This is a genomic window from Rheinheimera sp. UJ51 (assembly GCF_020819615.1).
Taxonomy (GTDB): Bacteria; Pseudomonadota; Gammaproteobacteria; order Enterobacterales; family Alteromonadaceae; genus Alishewanella; species Alishewanella maricola.
In genome coordinates, this window is sequence record NZ_JAJHOG010000006.1 from 85,286 (window position 1) to 102,355 (window position 17,070).

The window sequence follows — 17,070 nt, forward strand, 5'->3', positions numbered from 1 at the left end:
AAGTCCTATTATGTTTGATTCAAAAGCGTTTTTGGCCACAGTGCCGCAACAACCTGGCGTGTATCGCATGTTTAACCAGGGCGGCATTGTTATTTATGTGGGTAAAGCAAAAGATCTGAAGAAAAGGCTAAGTAGCTATTTTCGAACCACGGTCGACAGTGTGAAAACTCGTGCCTTGGTTGGGCAAATTGCGAGTATCGAATTCACCCTGACGCACAGTGAAACCGAAGCACTGATTTTAGAAAACAACCTGATAAAACAATACTTACCCAAATACAATATTTTACTGCGTGATGATAAGTCTTATCCGTATATCTTATTAACTTCTCATCGTCATCCGCGGATTAGTTCGCATCGCGGCCCGCGAAAAGTAGTGGGGCAGTATTTTGGGCCTTACCCGAATGCCGGCGCGGTGTGGCAAAGTTTAAAAAGTTTGCAGAAAATTTTCCCGATCCGACAATGTGAAGATGGTTTCTACCGTGCTCGCACGCGGCCCTGTTTGCAATATCAATTAAAGCTGTGCAGTGCGCCCTGCGTGGGTAAAATTAGCGATGAAGATTACGCCGAGCAGGTGCGTTTAGCGGCGCTATTTTTAGCCGGTAAAAACCAACAAGTTATTGATGATTTAGTGCAAAAAATGGCTGCAGCCAGTGAGAGCTGGCAATTTGAAGCTGCCGCTGCCTTTCGCGATCAAATTAGTGCCTTGCGCAAAGTGCAAGAACAGCAATATGTGAGCGGTGATCATGAAGAGCTTGATGCCATCGGCTTTAGCTTGCATGGTCAAACCGCGGTAGTGCATGTGCTGTTTATTCGTGATCGGAAAATTCTCGGTAGCAAATCCTATTATCCGAAAGTGCCGTTGGATATGAGCGCGGCCGAGGTATTATCTGCTTTTATTCTACAATTTTATCTCAATGGTCACAGCGAACAGCAGATCCCTAAAGAGATCGTGTTGCCGATGGCACTTGAAAATGCGGATAGTTTAGCCGAAGCGATCAGTAATATTGCTGAGTTCAAAGTGCGGTTAACTGCCGCTAAACGCGGCGAGAAAGCCCAGTATTTGAGTTTAGCGCAGAAAAATGCGCAAATTGCCTTAGACAGCAGGCAGTCATTAACGCAAAAAATGCGGGTACGCTATCAAGCATTACAGCAATTATTACAATTACCAGATGATATTGGCCGTATGGAATGTTTTGATATCAGTCATACCATGGGGCAGGCCACCATCGCGTCTTGTGTAGTGTTTGATGGTGAAGGGCCTTACAAGCAAGAATACCGCCGTTACAATGTCACCGGTATCACCGGGGGGGACGATTATGCCGCGATGCGCTTTGCGTTAGATAAGCGCTACAGCAAGCTAAGCGAAGTCAGTAAAATCCCCGATATTATTTTTATCGATGGTGGTATCGGGCAACTGAACATCGCATTGGAACAATTTAGCGCTTGGCCACACGCGAAAAAGCCCTTATTGATTGGTGTGGCTAAAGGCGTCAGTCGTAAAGCGGGCTTAGAAACCTTAATTTTGTGGGACAGTGGGCGGAGTATTAACTTACCGGAAGATAGCCCCGCCTTGCATTTGATCCAGCAGATCCGTGATGAGGCGCACCGTTTTGCGATAACCGGTCATCGAAATAAACGCGGTAAAGCGTTATTAAAAAGTCCGCTTGAAAACATTTCAGGTATTGGTGAAAAACGCCGGCAAGCCTTGTTACAATACTTAGGTGGCTTGCAAGGTGTGTTGAAAGCGTCGGTCACTGAACTGAGTTCTGTGCCTGGAATTTCAAAACAACAAGCAGAAAAGATTTACCAAGCCTGTCAGAACAAGTAGCATTAAGGCATTAAGTGCCTGAGAACCCTGTTATGTGGAATATTCCCAACCTGTTAACGCTGTTTCGTTTACTGCTCATCCCAGTATTTATCTATTTTTTCTACTCTGGTTTGGAAAATGCCCGTTTTTGGTCTGCTCTGGTGTTTTGTCTAGCGGCAATTACTGATGCGTTAGATGGCTATTTAGCCAGAAAACTGGAGCAATTTACCCCGTTCGGTGCTTTTTTAGATCCGGTCGCTGATAAGGTGATGGTGGCCACTGCCTTGGTATTAGTTGCCGTAGACATTAAAACCCTCTGGGTGATCATTCCTACTATTATTATTATTAGTCGTGAAATCTTTATTTCGGCGTTACGGGAATGGATGGCCAGCCTAGGCAAACGCGCGAATGTTGCGGTATCGAATTTAGGCAAATACAAAACTATTGCGCAAATGTTAGCGTTAATCGCTTTAATTTGGCAGCCAACATTAAGCTTATTGAGCTGGTTTACACCCGTTGGTATGTTAATGTTGTACATCGCGACTATCCTAACCGTGTGGTCGATGTATGAATATTTGCGTTCGGCCTGGGCGGATTTGTCGACAGTGTAACCAAGTCGCTGTTATTGTCAGCAAGTCAGTTACTTTTTAAGCAAACAGACATAAAACTAAAAATTTAATATTGACGGATTTATTTAAAACAGTAGAATGCGTCACGTGTTAAGGCAGATGGCCACGAAACGGTCATAGCAACGCGAGTTTAGCTCAGCTGGTAGAGCGCGACCTTGCCAAGGTCGAGGTCACGAGTTCGAATCTCGTAACTCGCTCCAATTCTTTAGAGTTGGCAGCAACAGTGGCGGGTTGGCAGAGTGGCCATGCAGCGGATTGCAAATCCGTCCACCTCGGTTCGACTCCGGGACCCGCCTCCATAACATGCTGTTTTAATACGTTTGAAAGTTGTCTGCCCGGGTGGTGAAATCGGTAGACACAAGGGATTTAAAATCCCTCGGGGGAAACCCCGTGCCGGTTCAAGTCCGGCCCCGGGCACCATTTAATATTGACCAGCAATATTAAAGTATCACATTGCGAGTTTAGCTCAGCTGGTAGAGCGCGACCTTGCCAAGGTCGAGGTCACGAGTTCGAATCTCGTAACTCGCTCCAAATTCAAAAAAAACCGTTTATCTAAGCGGTTTTTTTGTATCCGAAATATCGCCTTTTATATTAAGGCGCTTTAACGTTTACCTTCCAAAATTCGCACTATTTCTCTGCTGTGTTCAAATAATTCAATGATGGTGCCTTCAACTTGGATAGTAATAATGCCATCAGCATTCGGTCTTTTTAATACCGTACTACGACGATAATAATCATCATGTAGATACTGGCCAGCCGATAGTTTTTTTTGCCAACCAGGCGGTAAAGGTTTACCTTTTTCTAGCTTTTTCTCCAAGCCTGGTGGTAAGCCTTTATCGTGCTCAGGTTTGGCCATAGCCGAATGACTTAACAGTAAGGTAGAGATGGATAAGACGAACATTAACGTTTTCATTTGCATGTACCTTTCAACGTGTGAACTTTATTTATAACACCCTGCGCTTAACGCTACATTAACCATTGCCGCGGCTGTTGCGTGTTGGTTTGTCGAATCAGGGATAAACAAAAGGGTTGTTAAGCTGTTATTTGATTAAATATAACTGAACATCTGATGCTAAGTGCTAAGTGCTAAGTGCTAAGTGCTAAGTGCTAAGTGCTAAGTGCTAAGTGCTAAGTGCTAAGTGCTAAGTGCTAAGTGCTAAGTGCTAAGTGACATGGCAAGGATTTCAGCGAACAACCGCGACATACAGTCGTATCCTGTTGGCGTTTTTAGGCAACGAGGTTGTTGAGTTCAGCAGCGTTATGACAAAAGATAACCTAGACCTCAAAAACTTTTAATGCTGAAACACCGGTAAGTTTCTAAGTAAAGACTATACTCCTCAGACAGTTATCATTAGGAGTAAAGGATATGCCGATAAAGGTTGCCGTGCTGTTTGAGCGCAGGCCACATGAGAAACGGGTCGCGATGGTGCCCGCAGTGGCCGATAAGCTCGCGAAACTGGGTTGCAGTATCAGTATGTTAAGCGGGGCGGGTTTAGCCAGTAAGCTGCCAGACACGGCCTTTAGTGCTGTCAGTATTGCTCAGAGTGAACAAGCATTACTCGCGGATGCTGCTATTGTGTTGGCTGTGCAAGCGCCCAGTGCTGAACAAATCGGCTTGCTTCAACCCGGCACGATTTTACTCAGTTTCATCTACCCGCATAAAGAGGCGGAATTAACCCGCTTATTACGCGATAAACAGATCACCTGTTTCGCCATGGAACAAGTACCGCGCATTAGCCGCGCCCAAGCTATGGATGCTTTATCTTCACAAGCCGCACTTGCCGGTTATTATGCCGCCTTAATGGGCGCGACTAAGCTCTCGCGTATTTTACCGATGATGACCACTGCGGTAGGCTCTATTCGCCCGGCACGCTGTTTAGTGATGGGGCTTGGGGTTGCCGGTTTGCAAGCGTTGGCCACCGCTAGACGCTTAGGTGCGATTACCGAAGGTTATGACGTCAGGCCTGAAACCAAAGAGCAGGCCGAATCTCTGGGGGCTAAATTTGTGGATACCGGCGTTGATGCTCGCGGTGAAGGCGGTTATGCCCGAGAATTAACCGCTGCAGAAAAAGACAAGATTGCTGCGGTCGTCACCAAACATATTCAACAAGCCGATATTGTGATCACCACTGCAGCCATTCCGGGGCGACCTTCGCCCAAATTGATCAGTAAAGCGCAAGTTGATGGCATGAAACTGGGCGCCGTAATCATTGACCTTGCCGCCGAGGGCGGTGGTAATTGCGAATACAGCGTACCGGGTGAAACCGTACTGCAAGGTCAAATTACTATCGCGGCCCCTTTAAATGTCCCCTCGATGTTGGCGGAGCATGCTTCTGAGTTGTACGCCAAAAACGTACTGAATTTACTGCAACTGTTTATTGTTGACGGTGAAATCGCCCTGAACTGGGAAGATGAAGTGTTAGCCAAAACGGTACTGACGCACGCGGGCGAGATCAAACCCGCTGCGATTAAAACCGCACTAGAACAATAAATATAGGCCTTGGGAGTTTTTATGGAATACAGCACCACTATTTTAACGGGCTTTGTCGCCTTATACATTTTTATGCTGGCTGCCTTTACCGGCTTTGAAATTATTGGCCGAGTACCGGCTATTTTGCACACGCCGTTAATGTCTGGCTCGAATTTTATTCATGGCATCGTGGTAGTGGGGGCGCTCTGGGCATTACTTAATGCGAGTTCATTACCTGAGCAGATCATTGGTTTTTTAGGCGTGTTATTGGGGGCCGGCAATGCTGCGGGCGGTTATGTCGTCACAGAGCGTATGCTGCAGATGTTTAAACCCTCAAGTAAAAGCCCTAAAGCCAAGGAGTAACACATGAATGCAGCTTTGTTGATTGATGCCAGTTATTTCGTTGCGGCGTTTTTGTTTATCTATGGTTTAAAGCGCATGTCGTCACCCTTAACCGCACGCTCAGGCATTGTGGTAGCCGGTGCCGGTATGGTGTTAGCGGTGTTGGCGAGCTTTCTCTACACGTTAGACGTGAACGAAGCCGCAAAACCGCATTTAAGCACCAACCTAACGCTAGCCTTAATTGCTTTGGCCATCGGTTTAGGCTGGGCTTGGCGCAGTGGGAAAAAAGTGGCCATGACCGAAATGCCACAAATGGTGGCGCTTTATAATGGCATGGGCGGCGGTGCAGCAGCGGCTATTGCTGCTATTGAGCTAATTGGCTATAAAACGCACGGCAGTATTTCACTGAGCCTAGCGGTGCTTGGCGGGGTGATTGGTGCGGTGTCGTTGTCCGGCTCATTAATTGCCTGGGCAAAACTCGATGGGCGAATTAATGGCACCTTGCGTTTTAGCGCGCTACAGTTGGTCAACGGCAGTTTGTTGCTGGTGTTGTTAGCCATGGGGGCTTATATCGTTTGGCAGGGCGGTGCGGTCAGCATGCCGGTGTTTGCGGTGTTTTTTGCCTTAGCGCTGGTTTACGGTGTGATGATGACCATGCCCATTGGCGGTGCCGACATGCCTGTTGTGATCTCACTTTACAACGCCTTTACTGGCTTAGCGGTTGGCTTTGAAGGCTATGTGCTGAATAACCCGGCGTTGATGATTGCCGGTATGGTGGTTGGCTCTGCTGGCTCTTTATTAACCTTATTGATGGCCAAAGCGATGAATCGCTCTGTGGCTAATGTGCTGTTTTCAAACTTCGGGGCAGCGGGCGATGAAGAACAAGGCGAAATGGCGGGTAGCCAAAAACCGATTGATGCAGGCGATGCCGGTATTAATATGCGGTATGCCACTAAAGTGATTATTGCCCCAGGCTACGGTTTAGCGGTGGCACAAGCACAACATAAATTGTATGAATTAGTGAAGTTACTGCAAGACGCCGATGTGGAAGTGAAATTTGCCATTCATCCGGTAGCGGGCCGTATGCCCGGACACATGAACGTGTTACTGGCAGAAGCCGGTGTGCCTTATGACATTATCTATGATATGGAAGACATAAATAATGAGTTTAAAGATGCGGATGTCGCCATTGTGATCGGCGCTAACGATACGGTCAACCCCGCCGCACGCAGCAACAAAAGTTCACCGATCTATGGTATGCCCATTTTGAATGTCGACATGGCTAAGCAAGTGTATGTGGTGAAGCGCGGTCAGGGTAAAGGGTATTCTGGTGTTGAAAACGCGCTGTTTTATGCCGATAACACGCAAATGGTGTACGGTGATGCGCAAAAGGTCATGGTGTCGATGATCCAAGCTATTAAGTCATTGGGTGGCGGTCATTAAACGCTGCTGACAACACACTGCGTAACCAGTCGTTGTGTGCTAATAACAAGCATCCACCGCTTAGGTGGGTGCTTGTTGGTCATTAAAGCCGCAACAAGTTGTTATTTTGACAGCGGCAGGGTAAGGGATTAACGAGCGCGCGGCAGGCTAAGACTTGGGTAGCAGCTTGTTGCTAAACAAGCCCAACCAAAACCCCAATTCTAATACCATGCCTAGCACCACAAAAATTACTGCGCCACTCGAAAAACCGTAGCCATAGCATATTAAGGCGGCGAGCAGTAAGCCGATAATCATTAAGGTTCTGTAGAGGGTTTTCATTCATTCTCGCTCTTGCAATAGTGTTGCTGTTTAACTTTAGAGGCTAGGTGGGTTTTCGTCAAATGGCCAGCCGTTGCCCCTTATTTTGGGACGTGATGAGGGGAGAAGTTGCACCGTCGCGTGACAAGTCGCAAAACTTTAGTCGCAAGCGGCTGCTTGTCAGTGCTATTTCACCCGTAAAGCAGTAAAGTAGCGCCATTATTGTGGCCAGGATCAAGGCTGCATTTCTAGGTGTCGTCAGCCCCTTGCGGGCAGTCAAAGGTGGTAAGCATGGCGCAAATTTTTAGTAATGAAGCGATCAGTCGCGTTTTGCTGTTGTTGATTTTAGCCGCTGGGGTGTTTTTCTTTATTGGTTTTTTGGTGCCGGTATTAGCCGCACTGATTATCTGCTTTGCCAGCTGGCCGCTTTATCAAAAATTAGTGCAGCGCTGCGCTGAAAACGTCACCTTAGCGGCAACACTGGCGCTAACGATAATGGTGTTAGGGTTAGTGGTGCCTTTAACGTTGGTGTTTTCTTTTGCGCTGCAAGAAGCCAAAACCTGGCTGCAATGGCTGGTACATGCCAATCAATTTGGTGAGCCCGTGCCCGCTTGGTTAGCCGCCTTACCCTTAGCGGGCGAGTGGTTAGCAGAGTTATGGCAGGCGCACCTTAGTGCGCCTAATCAGTTGGGGCAATTTATCAGTGTGGTCACGGGGGAGCATCTCGGGGGTATTTCCCGCACCATTTTAACCATGGGTTGGCATACCGCAGGTTTTTTGCTGTCACTGTTGTTTATGTTAATTACCCTGTTTTTTTTATACAAAGACGGCGACAAATTAGCGCTGCAATTAGATACCGTGGGCGAGCGGATTTTGCCACAGCGTTGGCAGCGTTTCTCGCGGGTGGTACCGGCTACCGTGACTTCAACCGTGCTGGGTATGTCAATTATTGCCGTGGGTGAGGGCGTGGTACTGGGCGTTGCCTACTGGGTGGCTGGGGTGCCTTCGCCGGTCGCTTTTGGTGTGTTAACGGGCTTTATGGCGCTGGTGCCCGGTGGCGCACCGCTGGCCTTTAGTTTAATTTCGTTATACCTCGTTGGCACCGGTGCTACCACCGCAGGGATTGGCTTATTTTTATGGGGCAGTATCGAGCTATTTATTGTCGATAAAACCATTCGACCCACTTTGGTGGGAGGGCGAATTAAACTGCCGTTTTTACCCACATTTTTTGGTTTAATTGGTGGCGTGAAAACGATGGGTTTAGTGGGGTTATTTATTGGCCCGGTATTAATGGCATTGTTGGTGGCAATTTGGCGCGAATGGATCCGCGATGAAACCCAAAAAGCGCAAGCAGAAGAGCGTAATAGCTTATCTGAATGAGCCCTTGGGCCCGTCAGCAAATCAGCTGGCGGGGGCTTTACTCTGCGCTTTGCAGAGGTTTAACTAAAATGTTACCGGGTTCATTCAGCTCATGTAACTGCACCTGCAGTTGCTGGCCTAACTCGTACAAGGCTTGCTCGGCAAGATAGCAACGGCCTTCTTCCCAATTTAATTTAACCGTTTCGCTACCCTGAGCAATTAAGCTGGCAGGAATAAAAGCCGCCGCGCCGTTTTCTAATAAACGCACACGGATCCCCGCTCGGTTAATATCAAATATCTCAGCGGTAAATGCTTGAGCTGCACCGAGTTGCGGTTGTAGATACAGATGATATAACCAATCGGCGATATCCCGTTCGGCTTTGCGCTGTACTTTGCGTTGATCGGCCAGATGTTGCGTCAGCTGTTCGGGGATCTCCGGCGCAGGCTGTTGCTGTAAAATGGCTTTTAACAAACGTTGATTGACCAGATCGCCATATTTACGGATCGGTGAAGTCCAAGTCGCGTATTGCGTTAATCCCATACCAAAATGCGGTGCAGGCGCAATACTCATGCCAGCATAGGCTTGAAAACGGCGTAAACGGCTTTCTAAATAGCGGGTATCTTGTTGCGTTAACCAGCGACGGAGTTGGCAATAACCGCTCAATTCAGCCAGTTCCTCGTGTGCGACAGGCGCGGCATGCTGTTGCAGTAATTCAGCCAGTGCGCTGAGTTTGTTGCTGTCAAAGCCTTGATGCACGTTAAATAAACCAAAGCCCAAACGATTGGCCAGTAAGTCACCACAGGCTTGGTTAGCGGCGATCATCGCCTCTTCTACCATTTGATTAGCGATGCGCCGATGTTCGGCATGAATATGCACCACTTGACCGGCCTCATCTAATTCAAAGCGGTAATCCGGTTTATCTTGAAACACAATGGCGTGTTGCTGACGCCATTGTTGTCTGGCTTGCGTTAATAACTGCAGCTGCTGTAATTGCTCGGCTATGTCGCTATTATCGGGTTGCCAATCACCTTGTTGTTCTAAAAAGTCGGAAACCTGCTGATAATTAAGTCGCGCCTGCGAGCAAATCCAGGCCAACGTAAACTCAGCAGGGCTTTGCAAAGCACCGTCAGTGGTAATGAACATTGTGGCGACAATGGCTGGGCGCTTTACCCCTTGTTGCAGCGAGCATAAATCATCGGCGAGTTCGCGCGGTAACATGGGGATATTACGCCCAGGCAAATAGGTGGTAAAAGCCCGTTGCTGTGCTTGTTGATCTAAGGCAGAACCGGCGGCTATGTAAGCGTCTGGATCGGCAACAGCAACTTGTAATTGCCAGCCATCCGCCACGGCTTGAACACTGATCGCATCGTCCATATCTTGAGTTGAGGCGTTATCAATCGTCAAAAACGGTATCGTGGTGAAGTCTGTACGAGGCTGAGTATCCAGTAATGGCCATTGCTGATGAGCATCTGGCGCTCTTTTCGGTAATGCGTGCCGCGCTAACACAACCCACCAAGGCGCTTCTGGATCATCGGCTTTTGCCACTAACTCGGTAATGGTGACCATAAAGCTTTCAGCGCTAAGCGCATGCTGGCTTAGCGTAGCAATCACCCAATCACCATTTTGTAACTCAGCGGCATTGATGCCCTCAGCTACTGTCGCTTTAAAAGCGTCTCGTAACAGTGGGTTGGCGGCCTCTACACTGAGTTTATTTTTTTGACGTTTAATCTGGCCAACAAAACTGCTTATGGCACTTTCTAACAATGCTTCAGGTTCAGCTTGGCTTTTCTCGCCCTCGGTGCGGATCACCGCGCGGATACGATCACCATGCAGTACCTTTTTCATTTGGGGAGGCGCGATAAAAACACTTTCTTTGTCGCTGATTTCTAAAAAGCCGTAGCTTTTTGCCGTTGCGCGAACGATACCTTCTTTAGTGGGTAACGTTTCTTTAAGTTGTTGTTTTAATTGAGCCAAAAGCGGATTGTTTTGCAGCATAAATAAGAACCTAAGAAATTAACCGCGCCACTATACGGTGTTAGGGCGCAGAAGCCAAGTTAAGCCCAAGCGATTGGCATCATTATGCCAGTGCTTTTGCGGATTAACGGGTTAAATCTTCAGCATATCCATAAATATCCTTGTTGCACCCTGTCAGGCACTGTGGTTACATGTGCTACACGTGTTTTATAGGCTAAACTCATAAGCCTATGCAGTTAAATGGTGTGAAGAGTGCCAGAAACTTGGAAAGTAAACGATAGTATAAGCCGTGCTTCGGCAGTAGTGTTTTATCTGCTGACTGCAGGTTTTTACACTATTATTGCGTTATTAGGACTGGTCGAGCACCTGTTTTTAGCTAAGCTTATTCTGCCTTTACTATCATTTAATTTAGTTCTCGCCACCGCCTTAGTTAGCTTGGGGTTAACCGCTTTACTCTTCAACCGCCGCAAACTGCAAATATTTTGCAGCCTATTGATATTAAGTTTTATCAGTTATCTGTGGTTGGCTACTCGTCAAGGCCAGCTGCAAGACTTAAGTGGAATGCCATTACCCTTGCTGTCGGTGCTGCTATTGTTAGCGGCGGCCATATTAGTCTGTTCGCATACCACGCGTGTTGGCCATTATCTTTGGCGCATTTTGGCTTTCATTTGTCTCGTGTATGGTTGCTATGCCCAGCTAAGCTTGTGGTTTCCGCAACTGCCTTGGCAAAATACCACGCCCTTTAGCTCATCCTTATTACCCATTATGCTGATTATGGTCGGGATTTCGGTTTGGCTAAAACAGCATTTTCAGTTGCAGGTCACGGGGCCATTAAGCCATAGCGCTATTGCTGCTATGTTAATGTTTCAAGCCGGATATGGCATCTGGTTTGCCTTAAGCGTGTTTGATGTGCGCTATGAAACACACTTAGCCGAGCAAAAAGTGACTCGGGTGGTCAGCCAAGTACAAGCACAGTTAGCGTTTTCTGAAGAGTTATTTCAGCGTGCTCGTATAAGATGGCAGCGAGTTAATCCTGCTGAACGTTTGCAATTTATCACAGAAGATCTGTCTGCCATCACGGCTGCCTACGATGTGGTCTATGGGGCCGTTATTTTTGATCAGCAACAGCAAGCCGTGTTGATGACGGGTAAAGCCGCTGCGTTTCAAGCACAAGGTTTGTTCAGTAGTGAGGGCACTCGTTCGTGGCTGTTTTCTGATTCGGATCAGGAAGCCATGGCCATCAATCGTGCTTCTTTAGACAGTGATTCACCCATTATGATGTTGCGCTTAGCTTTGCCTGTTACAGACGCGTCGCCACAATTTTTATTAGTGCTGATTAATTTACAACAAGCGTTATTAGTGGATAACTCTGTGGGCGCGGCAAAAATCCAAATTTACCTGGAAGTATTACCCCAGTTGCTGTTTACCGCCGATGCCAGTGGCTTTAAGCGGGCGACCTTGGCTGATTTACAACGCCGTTATCCGTATCATCAACAAATTCAACCGGATCAAGCTAATTGGGGCAGTATTCCTTTTTATGTTTTTATTACCGATCTCACCGAGTTACAAGCGCGCAGTCGATTACATCAAATCATATTATGGGTATCGCTACTGTTCTGCTGCACCTTTATTTTAGCGGTTGATCGCACGCGTTTGTTGCGCCACGAAAAAGTGAAACTGTCTACCCTCGCTAAGTTTGATGATATTACCGGCTTATTGCGCCGCGATGCCTTTTATCAAGCGGTCGAGCAGGTGGTGATCCGTGAAAAGACGGCACCCGAAGTGATTATTTTTATTGATTTAGACGGGTTTAAACCGATAAACGACAGTTTTGGGCATGATGTTGGCGATAAACTGCTCTCAGAAATGGCGCTGCGTATCCGTTTGCTTTGTGGAGAAAAGGCTTTATTAGCGCGTTTCAGTGGTGATGAGTTTTTAGTGTACTTACCTGAATCTCCCGTTGAGGCCACTGAACAGTTAGCGAATGCGTTGTTACGCGCTTTATCTCAACCTAGCACAGTGACCGGGTTTGATGTGTATTTGTCAGCCAGTATTGGTATTGTGCAAAATCAAGAAGCCCATTGCAGCTCGCAATTATTAACCCAGCTTGCAGATGTGGCGATGAGTAATGCCAAACAGGCGGGGGGAAATACTTACCGTTTTTATCAAGATACCATGGCTGATAACTACCGCAATATTGTGGCTATGCGTAACAAGTTACAAGCGGCCCTCGATGCAGAGCAGTTACAGGTGTATTACCAGCCGGTGATTGAGTTCAGCACGGGTAAAACCGTTGCCATTGAAAGTTTAGTGCGTTGGCAGCATCAGGGGCGCTTTATCTCGCCCGTTTCTTTTATCCCGATTGCTGAACAAACCGGACAAATCATTCAGATCGGCGAACAAGTCATGAAGATGGTGCTACGTGATCTGGTTGAAAACCAGGGTTTAGCCAAACTTAGCGTGGCGATTAATGTGTCAGCACAGCAGCTTAGACGTTATGATTTTGTGCAATTCTTAGCCGCAGTTTTAGCTGAATATCAGATCGACGCTGCGCGAATTTGTATTGAGTTAACCGAAAGCGCTTTATTAGAAGAACAAGGCCATACGCTGGCTCTGCCCAATCAGATTAAAGCCTTAGGCTGTCAGCTAGCCATTGATGATTTTGGTACCGGCTATTCTAGTTTGTCTTATCTTTATCGGTTGCCGGCAGATATTGTGAAATTAGATCGCTCCTTTACCCGCGATCTTACTCACGATCTTAAGCAACGTAAAATTGTTGAAATGCTGGTTAGTACCTGTAATCAAATTGGTAAAACCGTGGTGATTGAAGGTGTGGAAACCGCAGAGATGAGTGAATTGTGTCAACAACTCGGTTGTGATCGAGCGCAAGGTTATTATTATGCGCGGCCGATGCCGTTAGCAGACTTACTGACGTTTTTAAATCGCCCTGCAGAGCAGGGCTAGGTATACAAGAAGATGACCGTTGCTGCGGCTCGGTTATTCTTCGTGATCATGCTGGGCGCCAGCGGCCACTTTGCTGGAATCTTGAACCAATTGGTCCAGCATTTTAATTTCGATCGGATCGAGTAAGCGCCATTTGCCGGGTTTAAGCTCGGCTAAACGAATATGCATAATACGGATGCGTTTTAGCTTAACCACTTCATAGCCTAAAAACTCTGCCATACGGCGAATTTGCCGATTAAGCCCCTGCGTTAAAATAATCTTAAACGTATTACGTGAGATCTGGGTCACCTGACAGGGAAGGGTGACCGTGCCTAAAATGGGCACTCCCTGTGACATTTTCTTGATAAAGTAATCTGATATCGGTTTATTCACGCTGACCACGTACTCTTTCTCGTGGGCATTGCCGGCGCGCAATACTTTATTAACGATGTCACCGTCATTCGTTAAAAAGATTAAACCTTCAGAGGGTTTGTCTAAGCGGCCAATCGGGAAGATCCGCTCGGGGTACTTCACCGCATCAATGATATTGCCAGCAATATGCCGCTCAGTGGTACAGGTAATGCCAACCGGCTTATGATAAGCCAGATAAACCCGTTTGGGTTTTTCCTTTAAGGGTTGCCCTTTAATTAAGACAGTGTCAGCATAAGATACTTTCAGGCCCATTTCTGCCAATTGACCATTTACGGTGACTTCACCGGCAGCAATGTGGGCATCGGCCTGACGGCGCGAGCAAAAACCGGTATCACTGATAAATTTATTTAAACGGTACAAGGTAGTTTCTTCGGTCATAGCGGTGTCGGTAAACAGTATTAAAAGTTATCTAGCGCGCTAGTGTAAGTGTCTGGCTTGGTTTGTACAAGGTTTTCACCGCCGCGCGTTCAGCTTGATTTAGCATAAGCCTTCAATTAATTGAGAATTCAGCATGACATTACCAATACATGATATTTTACCGCAAGCCAGCCGCATTAGTATGGGGTGTATGGGATTAGGCGGCGGTTGGAATGAAACCGAGGTAAGCCTCGCGGCCGAGCAGCAGGCCTTTGCCGTAATAGAGACCGCACTGGAGAATGGTATTAATTTCTTCGACCATGCGGATATTTACAGTCATGGTAAAGCTGAAACGGTGTTTGGTCGTTATTTAAACGCCCATCCTCAGCAACGGGAGCAACTGTATATTCAGTCTAAATGTGCTATTCGCTTACCGCAGACGGGGCAAGTGGGTTTATACGATTGTTCTAAAACCGCTATCTTGCGCGCTGTTGAAGAATCGTTACAACGTTTACAAACCGAGTATCTCGATCTGCTGTTACTACACCGGCCGGATCCTTTATGTCAACCTGAAGAAGTAGCAGAAGCGTTCAACCAATTACAACAGCAAGGTAAGGTAAGGCACTTTGGTGTCTCGAATATGGGCTGGGCACAATTGCAACTGTTGCAGCAAGCCGTGACACAGCCGCTACGTGCTAATCAGTTAGAAATGAGTTTAGCAGCACATAACTGGCTAGAAGAAAGTGTTATGGTCGGTATGCCCGCCGCTGCAGGTCGACACTTTGGTTATGGCACCATTGAATATTGCCAATTGCATAACATTCAAATTCAAAGCTGGGGCAGCTTAGCACAAGGTCGCTTTAGTGTCGGTTATCCTGGGCAGACGGAAGCAGAAAGTGCGGTGTGTCAGCTACTGCAACAATTTGCAGCAGAATATCAATGCAGTACTGAAGCGATTATCCTCGCTTGGTTAATGCGCCATCCGGCACAGGTACAGCCGGTGATCGGCACCACCAATTTACAGCGCATTCGTGCTTGTGCCGAAGCGAGCCGTATTTTATTAAATCGCGAGCATTGGTATCAATTATATATTGCGGCCCGCGGCGAACGACTGCCTTAACAGCCTAGGTTGCATCAAGCAAAACGCCGCGTTTTACGCGGCGTTTTTTAAGGGCAATAAACATGCTTACATATTCGGGTAGTTCGGCCCGCCGCCCCCTTCTGGTGTCACCCAAGTAATATTCTGACTGGGATCTTTAATATCACAGGTTTTACAGTGAATGCAGTTCTGCGCATTAATTTGCAGTTTAGGATTAGCGTGTTCGTCTTCGATAATTTCATAGACTCCTGCCGGACAATAACGCTGTGCCGGTTCGGCATATTTGGCTAAATTAACCGTGATCGGAATGCTGGCATCTTTTAAACGTAGATGACAAGGCTGTTCTTCCTCGTGGTTGGTATTGGACAAATACACTGAACTTAAGCGATCAAAACTCAGCTGGTTATCTGGTTTCGGATAACTGATTGGCTGACACTCGCTGGCCAGTTTTAAACAGGCGTGATCCGGCATGGTATCGTGTAGGGTAAAGGGTAATTTACCTTGAAACAGGTTTTGATCCAGCGTGTTATAAACACCACCGAAGAAGGTTCCAAACTTGTGGATGGCAGCACCAAAGTTTCGCGCGCTATAAAGCTCTGTATAGAGCCAGCTGTTTTTAATATTGCTGGCGTAAGCCGTTAAATCTTGCCCACCCAAATCACCATTAAATAAGGCATCCGCAACGGTTTCGGCAGCTAACATACCCGATTTCATGGCCGTGTGATTACCTTTAATTTTGGCAAAGTTTAAGGTACCCGCGTTACAACCGAGCAGTAAACCACCTTTGAAGCTCATTTTCGGTAAGCTGTGCAAGCCGCCCTTGGCAATGGCGCGGGCACCGTAAGTCACGCGTTTGCCGCCACTAAGATATTGACGAATCACCGGATGTTGCTTATAGCGTTGAAACTCTTCAAACGGGTTCAGATAGGGGTTTTGATAATTTAAGTCGACAATTAACCCGACCACAACTTGCTGATCTTCGCTGTGATATAAATAACCGCCACCGCTGGCATCGTTTAAAGGCCAACCGGCAGAATGCACGACTAAACCTGGATGATGTTGATCGGCAGGCACATCCCAAATTTCTTTAAAGCCAATAGCATAATGTTGTGGTGCGCTGTCTAGATCTAATTTAAATTGGCTAATTAGTTGTTTGCCTAAATGCCCGCGGCAACCTTCAGCAAATAACGTATATTTTGCCTTTAATTCCATGCCGGGTGTGTAACTGTCTTTGGGTTGACCTTGGCGATCGACACCCATATCACCAATGATTATGCCAGCAACGGCACCGTCGTTCAGCAGTAATTCGCTGGCGGCAAAACCGGGGAAAATATCGACACCTAAGCCTTCAGCTTGTTCGGCTAACCAACGACACAAATTGGCTGCAGAGATAATAAAATTTCCGCTGTTATGCATGGTTTTAGGTGCGGCGATACCTGGTATTTTTCGGGCTTGCTCGGCATTATTAAACCAGTAGATATCATCATGGGTTACCGGTGTTTTCAGCGGTGCTCCCAGCGTTTGCCAATCAGGTAATAATTCATTTAACGCTCTGGGTTCAAACACGGCGCCCGATAAGATATGAGCGCCCACTTCAGAGCCTTTTTCCACCACACAAACAGACAGTTCTTGAGCTGCGGCTTGCGCGCGTTGCATCAAACGGATGGCAGCTGATAAACCAGCTGGACCTGCACCGACGATGACAACGTCGTACTCCATTGCTTCTCTTTCCACTGAATACCTCTCTTGCTGCGTTGGGGGTGGCGGTCGCGAGTGGCTTAATGAAAATAACGCATTAAGTCACTCAGTAAACCGACGTTGGATGCTATAGTTTACATAATTGTCGCATCTAATACGGCTATCAGAATATTGCAGGTTGACGTTAACGTCAACAGGAAGTAGATTGACAGGCATTCG

At 47.1% G+C, this 17,070-nt stretch carries 12 protein-coding genes and 4 tRNA genes; 12 read left to right on the forward strand and 4 right to left on the reverse strand.

Going from position 1 to position 17,070, the window contains the following annotated elements:
- The first annotated feature begins 10 nt into the window (after window positions 1-10).
- The 6 genes from uvrC (at window position 11) to LMJ53_RS09700 (ending at window position 2,967) form a co-directional block, all read left to right on the forward strand.
- Complete coding sequence (gene uvrC / locus LMJ53_RS09675) at window positions 11-1,828, forward strand: excinuclease ABC subunit UvrC (RefSeq protein ID WP_229585869.1); 1,818 nt, start codon at window positions 11-13, stop codon at window positions 1,826-1,828.
- A 32-nt stretch (window positions 1,829-1,860) separates the two neighbouring features.
- Window positions 1,861-2,418 (forward strand): CDP-diacylglycerol--glycerol-3-phosphate 3-phosphatidyltransferase, encoded by a 558-nt coding sequence (gene pgsA / locus LMJ53_RS09680; RefSeq protein ID WP_229585985.1) that lies wholly within the window; start codon window positions 1,861-1,863, stop codon window positions 2,416-2,418.
- Window positions 2,419-2,560: 142 nt separating this feature from the next.
- Window positions 2,561-2,636 (forward strand) — tRNA-Gly (locus LMJ53_RS09685).
- A 25-nt stretch (window positions 2,637-2,661) separates the two neighbouring features.
- Window positions 2,662-2,735 (forward strand) — tRNA-Cys (locus LMJ53_RS09690).
- 34 nt (window positions 2,736-2,769) lie between these two features.
- Window positions 2,770-2,856, forward strand: a tRNA-Leu gene (locus tag LMJ53_RS09695).
- A gap of 35 nt (window positions 2,857-2,891) precedes the next feature.
- A tRNA-Gly gene (locus LMJ53_RS09700) sits at window positions 2,892-2,967 on the forward strand.
- 70 nt (window positions 2,968-3,037) lie between these two features.
- Here the strand turns inward: LMJ53_RS09700 and LMJ53_RS09705 are convergent.
- On the reverse strand, window positions 3,038-3,349 hold the full coding sequence (locus LMJ53_RS09705) for a hypothetical protein (RefSeq protein WP_229585870.1): 312 nt from the start codon (window positions 3,347-3,349) through the stop codon (window positions 3,038-3,040).
- 453 nt (window positions 3,350-3,802) lie between these two features.
- On the opposite strand from LMJ53_RS09705, the gene LMJ53_RS09710 reads away from it, so the two are divergent.
- From LMJ53_RS09710 to LMJ53_RS09725, 4 genes are all read left to right on the forward strand, one after another.
- A complete protein-coding gene (locus LMJ53_RS09710) occupies window positions 3,803-4,927 on the forward strand; it encodes an NAD(P) transhydrogenase subunit alpha (RefSeq protein WP_229585871.1) in 1,125 nt (374 codons plus the stop codon).
- A 21-nt stretch (window positions 4,928-4,948) separates the two neighbouring features.
- Window positions 4,949-5,269: an NAD(P) transhydrogenase subunit alpha gene (locus LMJ53_RS09715; protein ID WP_226751470.1), complete on the forward strand. Its 321-nt coding sequence runs from the start codon at window positions 4,949-4,951 to the stop codon at window positions 5,267-5,269.
- Window positions 5,270-5,272: 3 nt separating this feature from the next.
- Window positions 5,273-6,691, forward strand: a complete 1,419-nt coding sequence (locus LMJ53_RS09720) for an NAD(P)(+) transhydrogenase (Re/Si-specific) subunit beta (RefSeq protein WP_229585872.1) — start codon at window positions 5,273-5,275, stop codon at window positions 6,689-6,691.
- A 588-nt stretch (window positions 6,692-7,279) separates the two neighbouring features.
- Window positions 7,280-8,368 carry an AI-2E family transporter gene (locus LMJ53_RS09725; RefSeq protein ID WP_229585873.1) on the forward strand — a complete coding sequence of 363 codons (1,089 nt, stop codon included), beginning with the start codon at window positions 7,280-7,282 and terminating at the stop codon, window positions 8,366-8,368.
- A 37-nt stretch (window positions 8,369-8,405) separates the two neighbouring features.
- Here the strand turns inward: LMJ53_RS09725 and LMJ53_RS09730 are convergent, their stop codons facing one another.
- Window positions 8,406-10,343 carry an exoribonuclease II gene (locus LMJ53_RS09730; protein WP_229585874.1) on the reverse strand — a complete coding sequence of 646 codons (1,938 nt, stop codon included), beginning with the start codon at window positions 10,341-10,343 and terminating at the stop codon, window positions 8,406-8,408.
- 231 nt (window positions 10,344-10,574) lie between these two features.
- On the opposite strand from LMJ53_RS09730, the gene LMJ53_RS17085 reads away from it, so the two are divergent.
- The gene (locus LMJ53_RS17085) at window positions 10,575-13,286 is read left to right on the forward strand and encodes a putative bifunctional diguanylate cyclase/phosphodiesterase (RefSeq protein ID WP_229585875.1); all 2,712 of its coding nucleotides are present in this window, start codon (window positions 10,575-10,577) and stop codon (window positions 13,284-13,286) included.
- A 33-nt stretch (window positions 13,287-13,319) separates the two neighbouring features.
- Here LMJ53_RS17085 and LMJ53_RS09740 read toward each other — a convergent pair whose 3' ends face one another.
- Entirely contained in the window at window positions 13,320-14,075 is a 756-nt protein-coding gene (locus LMJ53_RS09740) for a pseudouridine synthase (RefSeq protein ID WP_229585876.1), read from the reverse strand.
- Window positions 14,076-14,208: 133 nt separating this feature from the next.
- Here LMJ53_RS09740 and LMJ53_RS09745 point away from each other — a divergent pair, with 133 nt between their 5' ends.
- The gene (locus LMJ53_RS09745; RefSeq protein WP_229585877.1) at window positions 14,209-15,174 is read left to right on the forward strand and encodes an aldo/keto reductase; all 966 of its coding nucleotides are present in this window, start codon (window positions 14,209-14,211) and stop codon (window positions 15,172-15,174) included.
- 66 nt (window positions 15,175-15,240) lie between these two features.
- Here LMJ53_RS09745 and LMJ53_RS09750 read toward each other — a convergent pair whose 3' ends face one another.
- A complete protein-coding gene (locus LMJ53_RS09750) occupies window positions 15,241-16,872 on the reverse strand; it encodes an electron transfer flavoprotein-ubiquinone oxidoreductase (protein ID WP_229585878.1) in 1,632 nt (543 codons plus the stop codon).
- Window positions 16,873-17,070: the final 198 nt, after the last annotated feature.

Bases quoted from the DNA above. Each gene is read 5' to 3' on its own strand.
- pgsA (WP_229585985.1), top strand. From the start codon at position 1,861: ATGTGGAATATTCCCAACCTGTTAACGCTGTTTCGTTTACTGCTCATC.
- uvrC (WP_229585869.1), top strand. From the start codon at position 11: ATGTTTGATTCAAAAGCGTTTTTGGCCACAGTGCCGCAACAACCTGGC.
- LMJ53_RS09750 (WP_229585878.1), bottom strand. From the start codon at position 16,872: ATGGAGTACGACGTTGTCATCGTCGGTGCAGGTCCAGCTGGTTTATCA.
- LMJ53_RS09715 (WP_226751470.1), top strand. From the start codon at position 4,949: ATGGAATACAGCACCACTATTTTAACGGGCTTTGTCGCCTTATACATT.
- LMJ53_RS09720 (WP_229585872.1), top strand. From the start codon at position 5,273: ATGAATGCAGCTTTGTTGATTGATGCCAGTTATTTCGTTGCGGCGTTT.
- LMJ53_RS09730 (WP_229585874.1), bottom strand. From the start codon at position 10,343: ATGCTGCAAAACAATCCGCTTTTGGCTCAATTAAAACAACAACTTAAA.
- LMJ53_RS09705 (WP_229585870.1), bottom strand. From the start codon at position 3,349: ATGAAAACGTTAATGTTCGTCTTATCCATCTCTACCTTACTGTTAAGT.
- LMJ53_RS09740 (WP_229585876.1), bottom strand. From the start codon at position 14,075: ATGACCGAAGAAACTACCTTGTACCGTTTAAATAAATTTATCAGTGAT.
- LMJ53_RS09725 (WP_229585873.1), top strand. From the start codon at position 7,280: ATGGCGCAAATTTTTAGTAATGAAGCGATCAGTCGCGTTTTGCTGTTG.
- LMJ53_RS09745 (WP_229585877.1), top strand. From the start codon at position 14,209: ATGACATTACCAATACATGATATTTTACCGCAAGCCAGCCGCATTAGT.
- LMJ53_RS09710 (WP_229585871.1), top strand. From the start codon at position 3,803: ATGCCGATAAAGGTTGCCGTGCTGTTTGAGCGCAGGCCACATGAGAAA.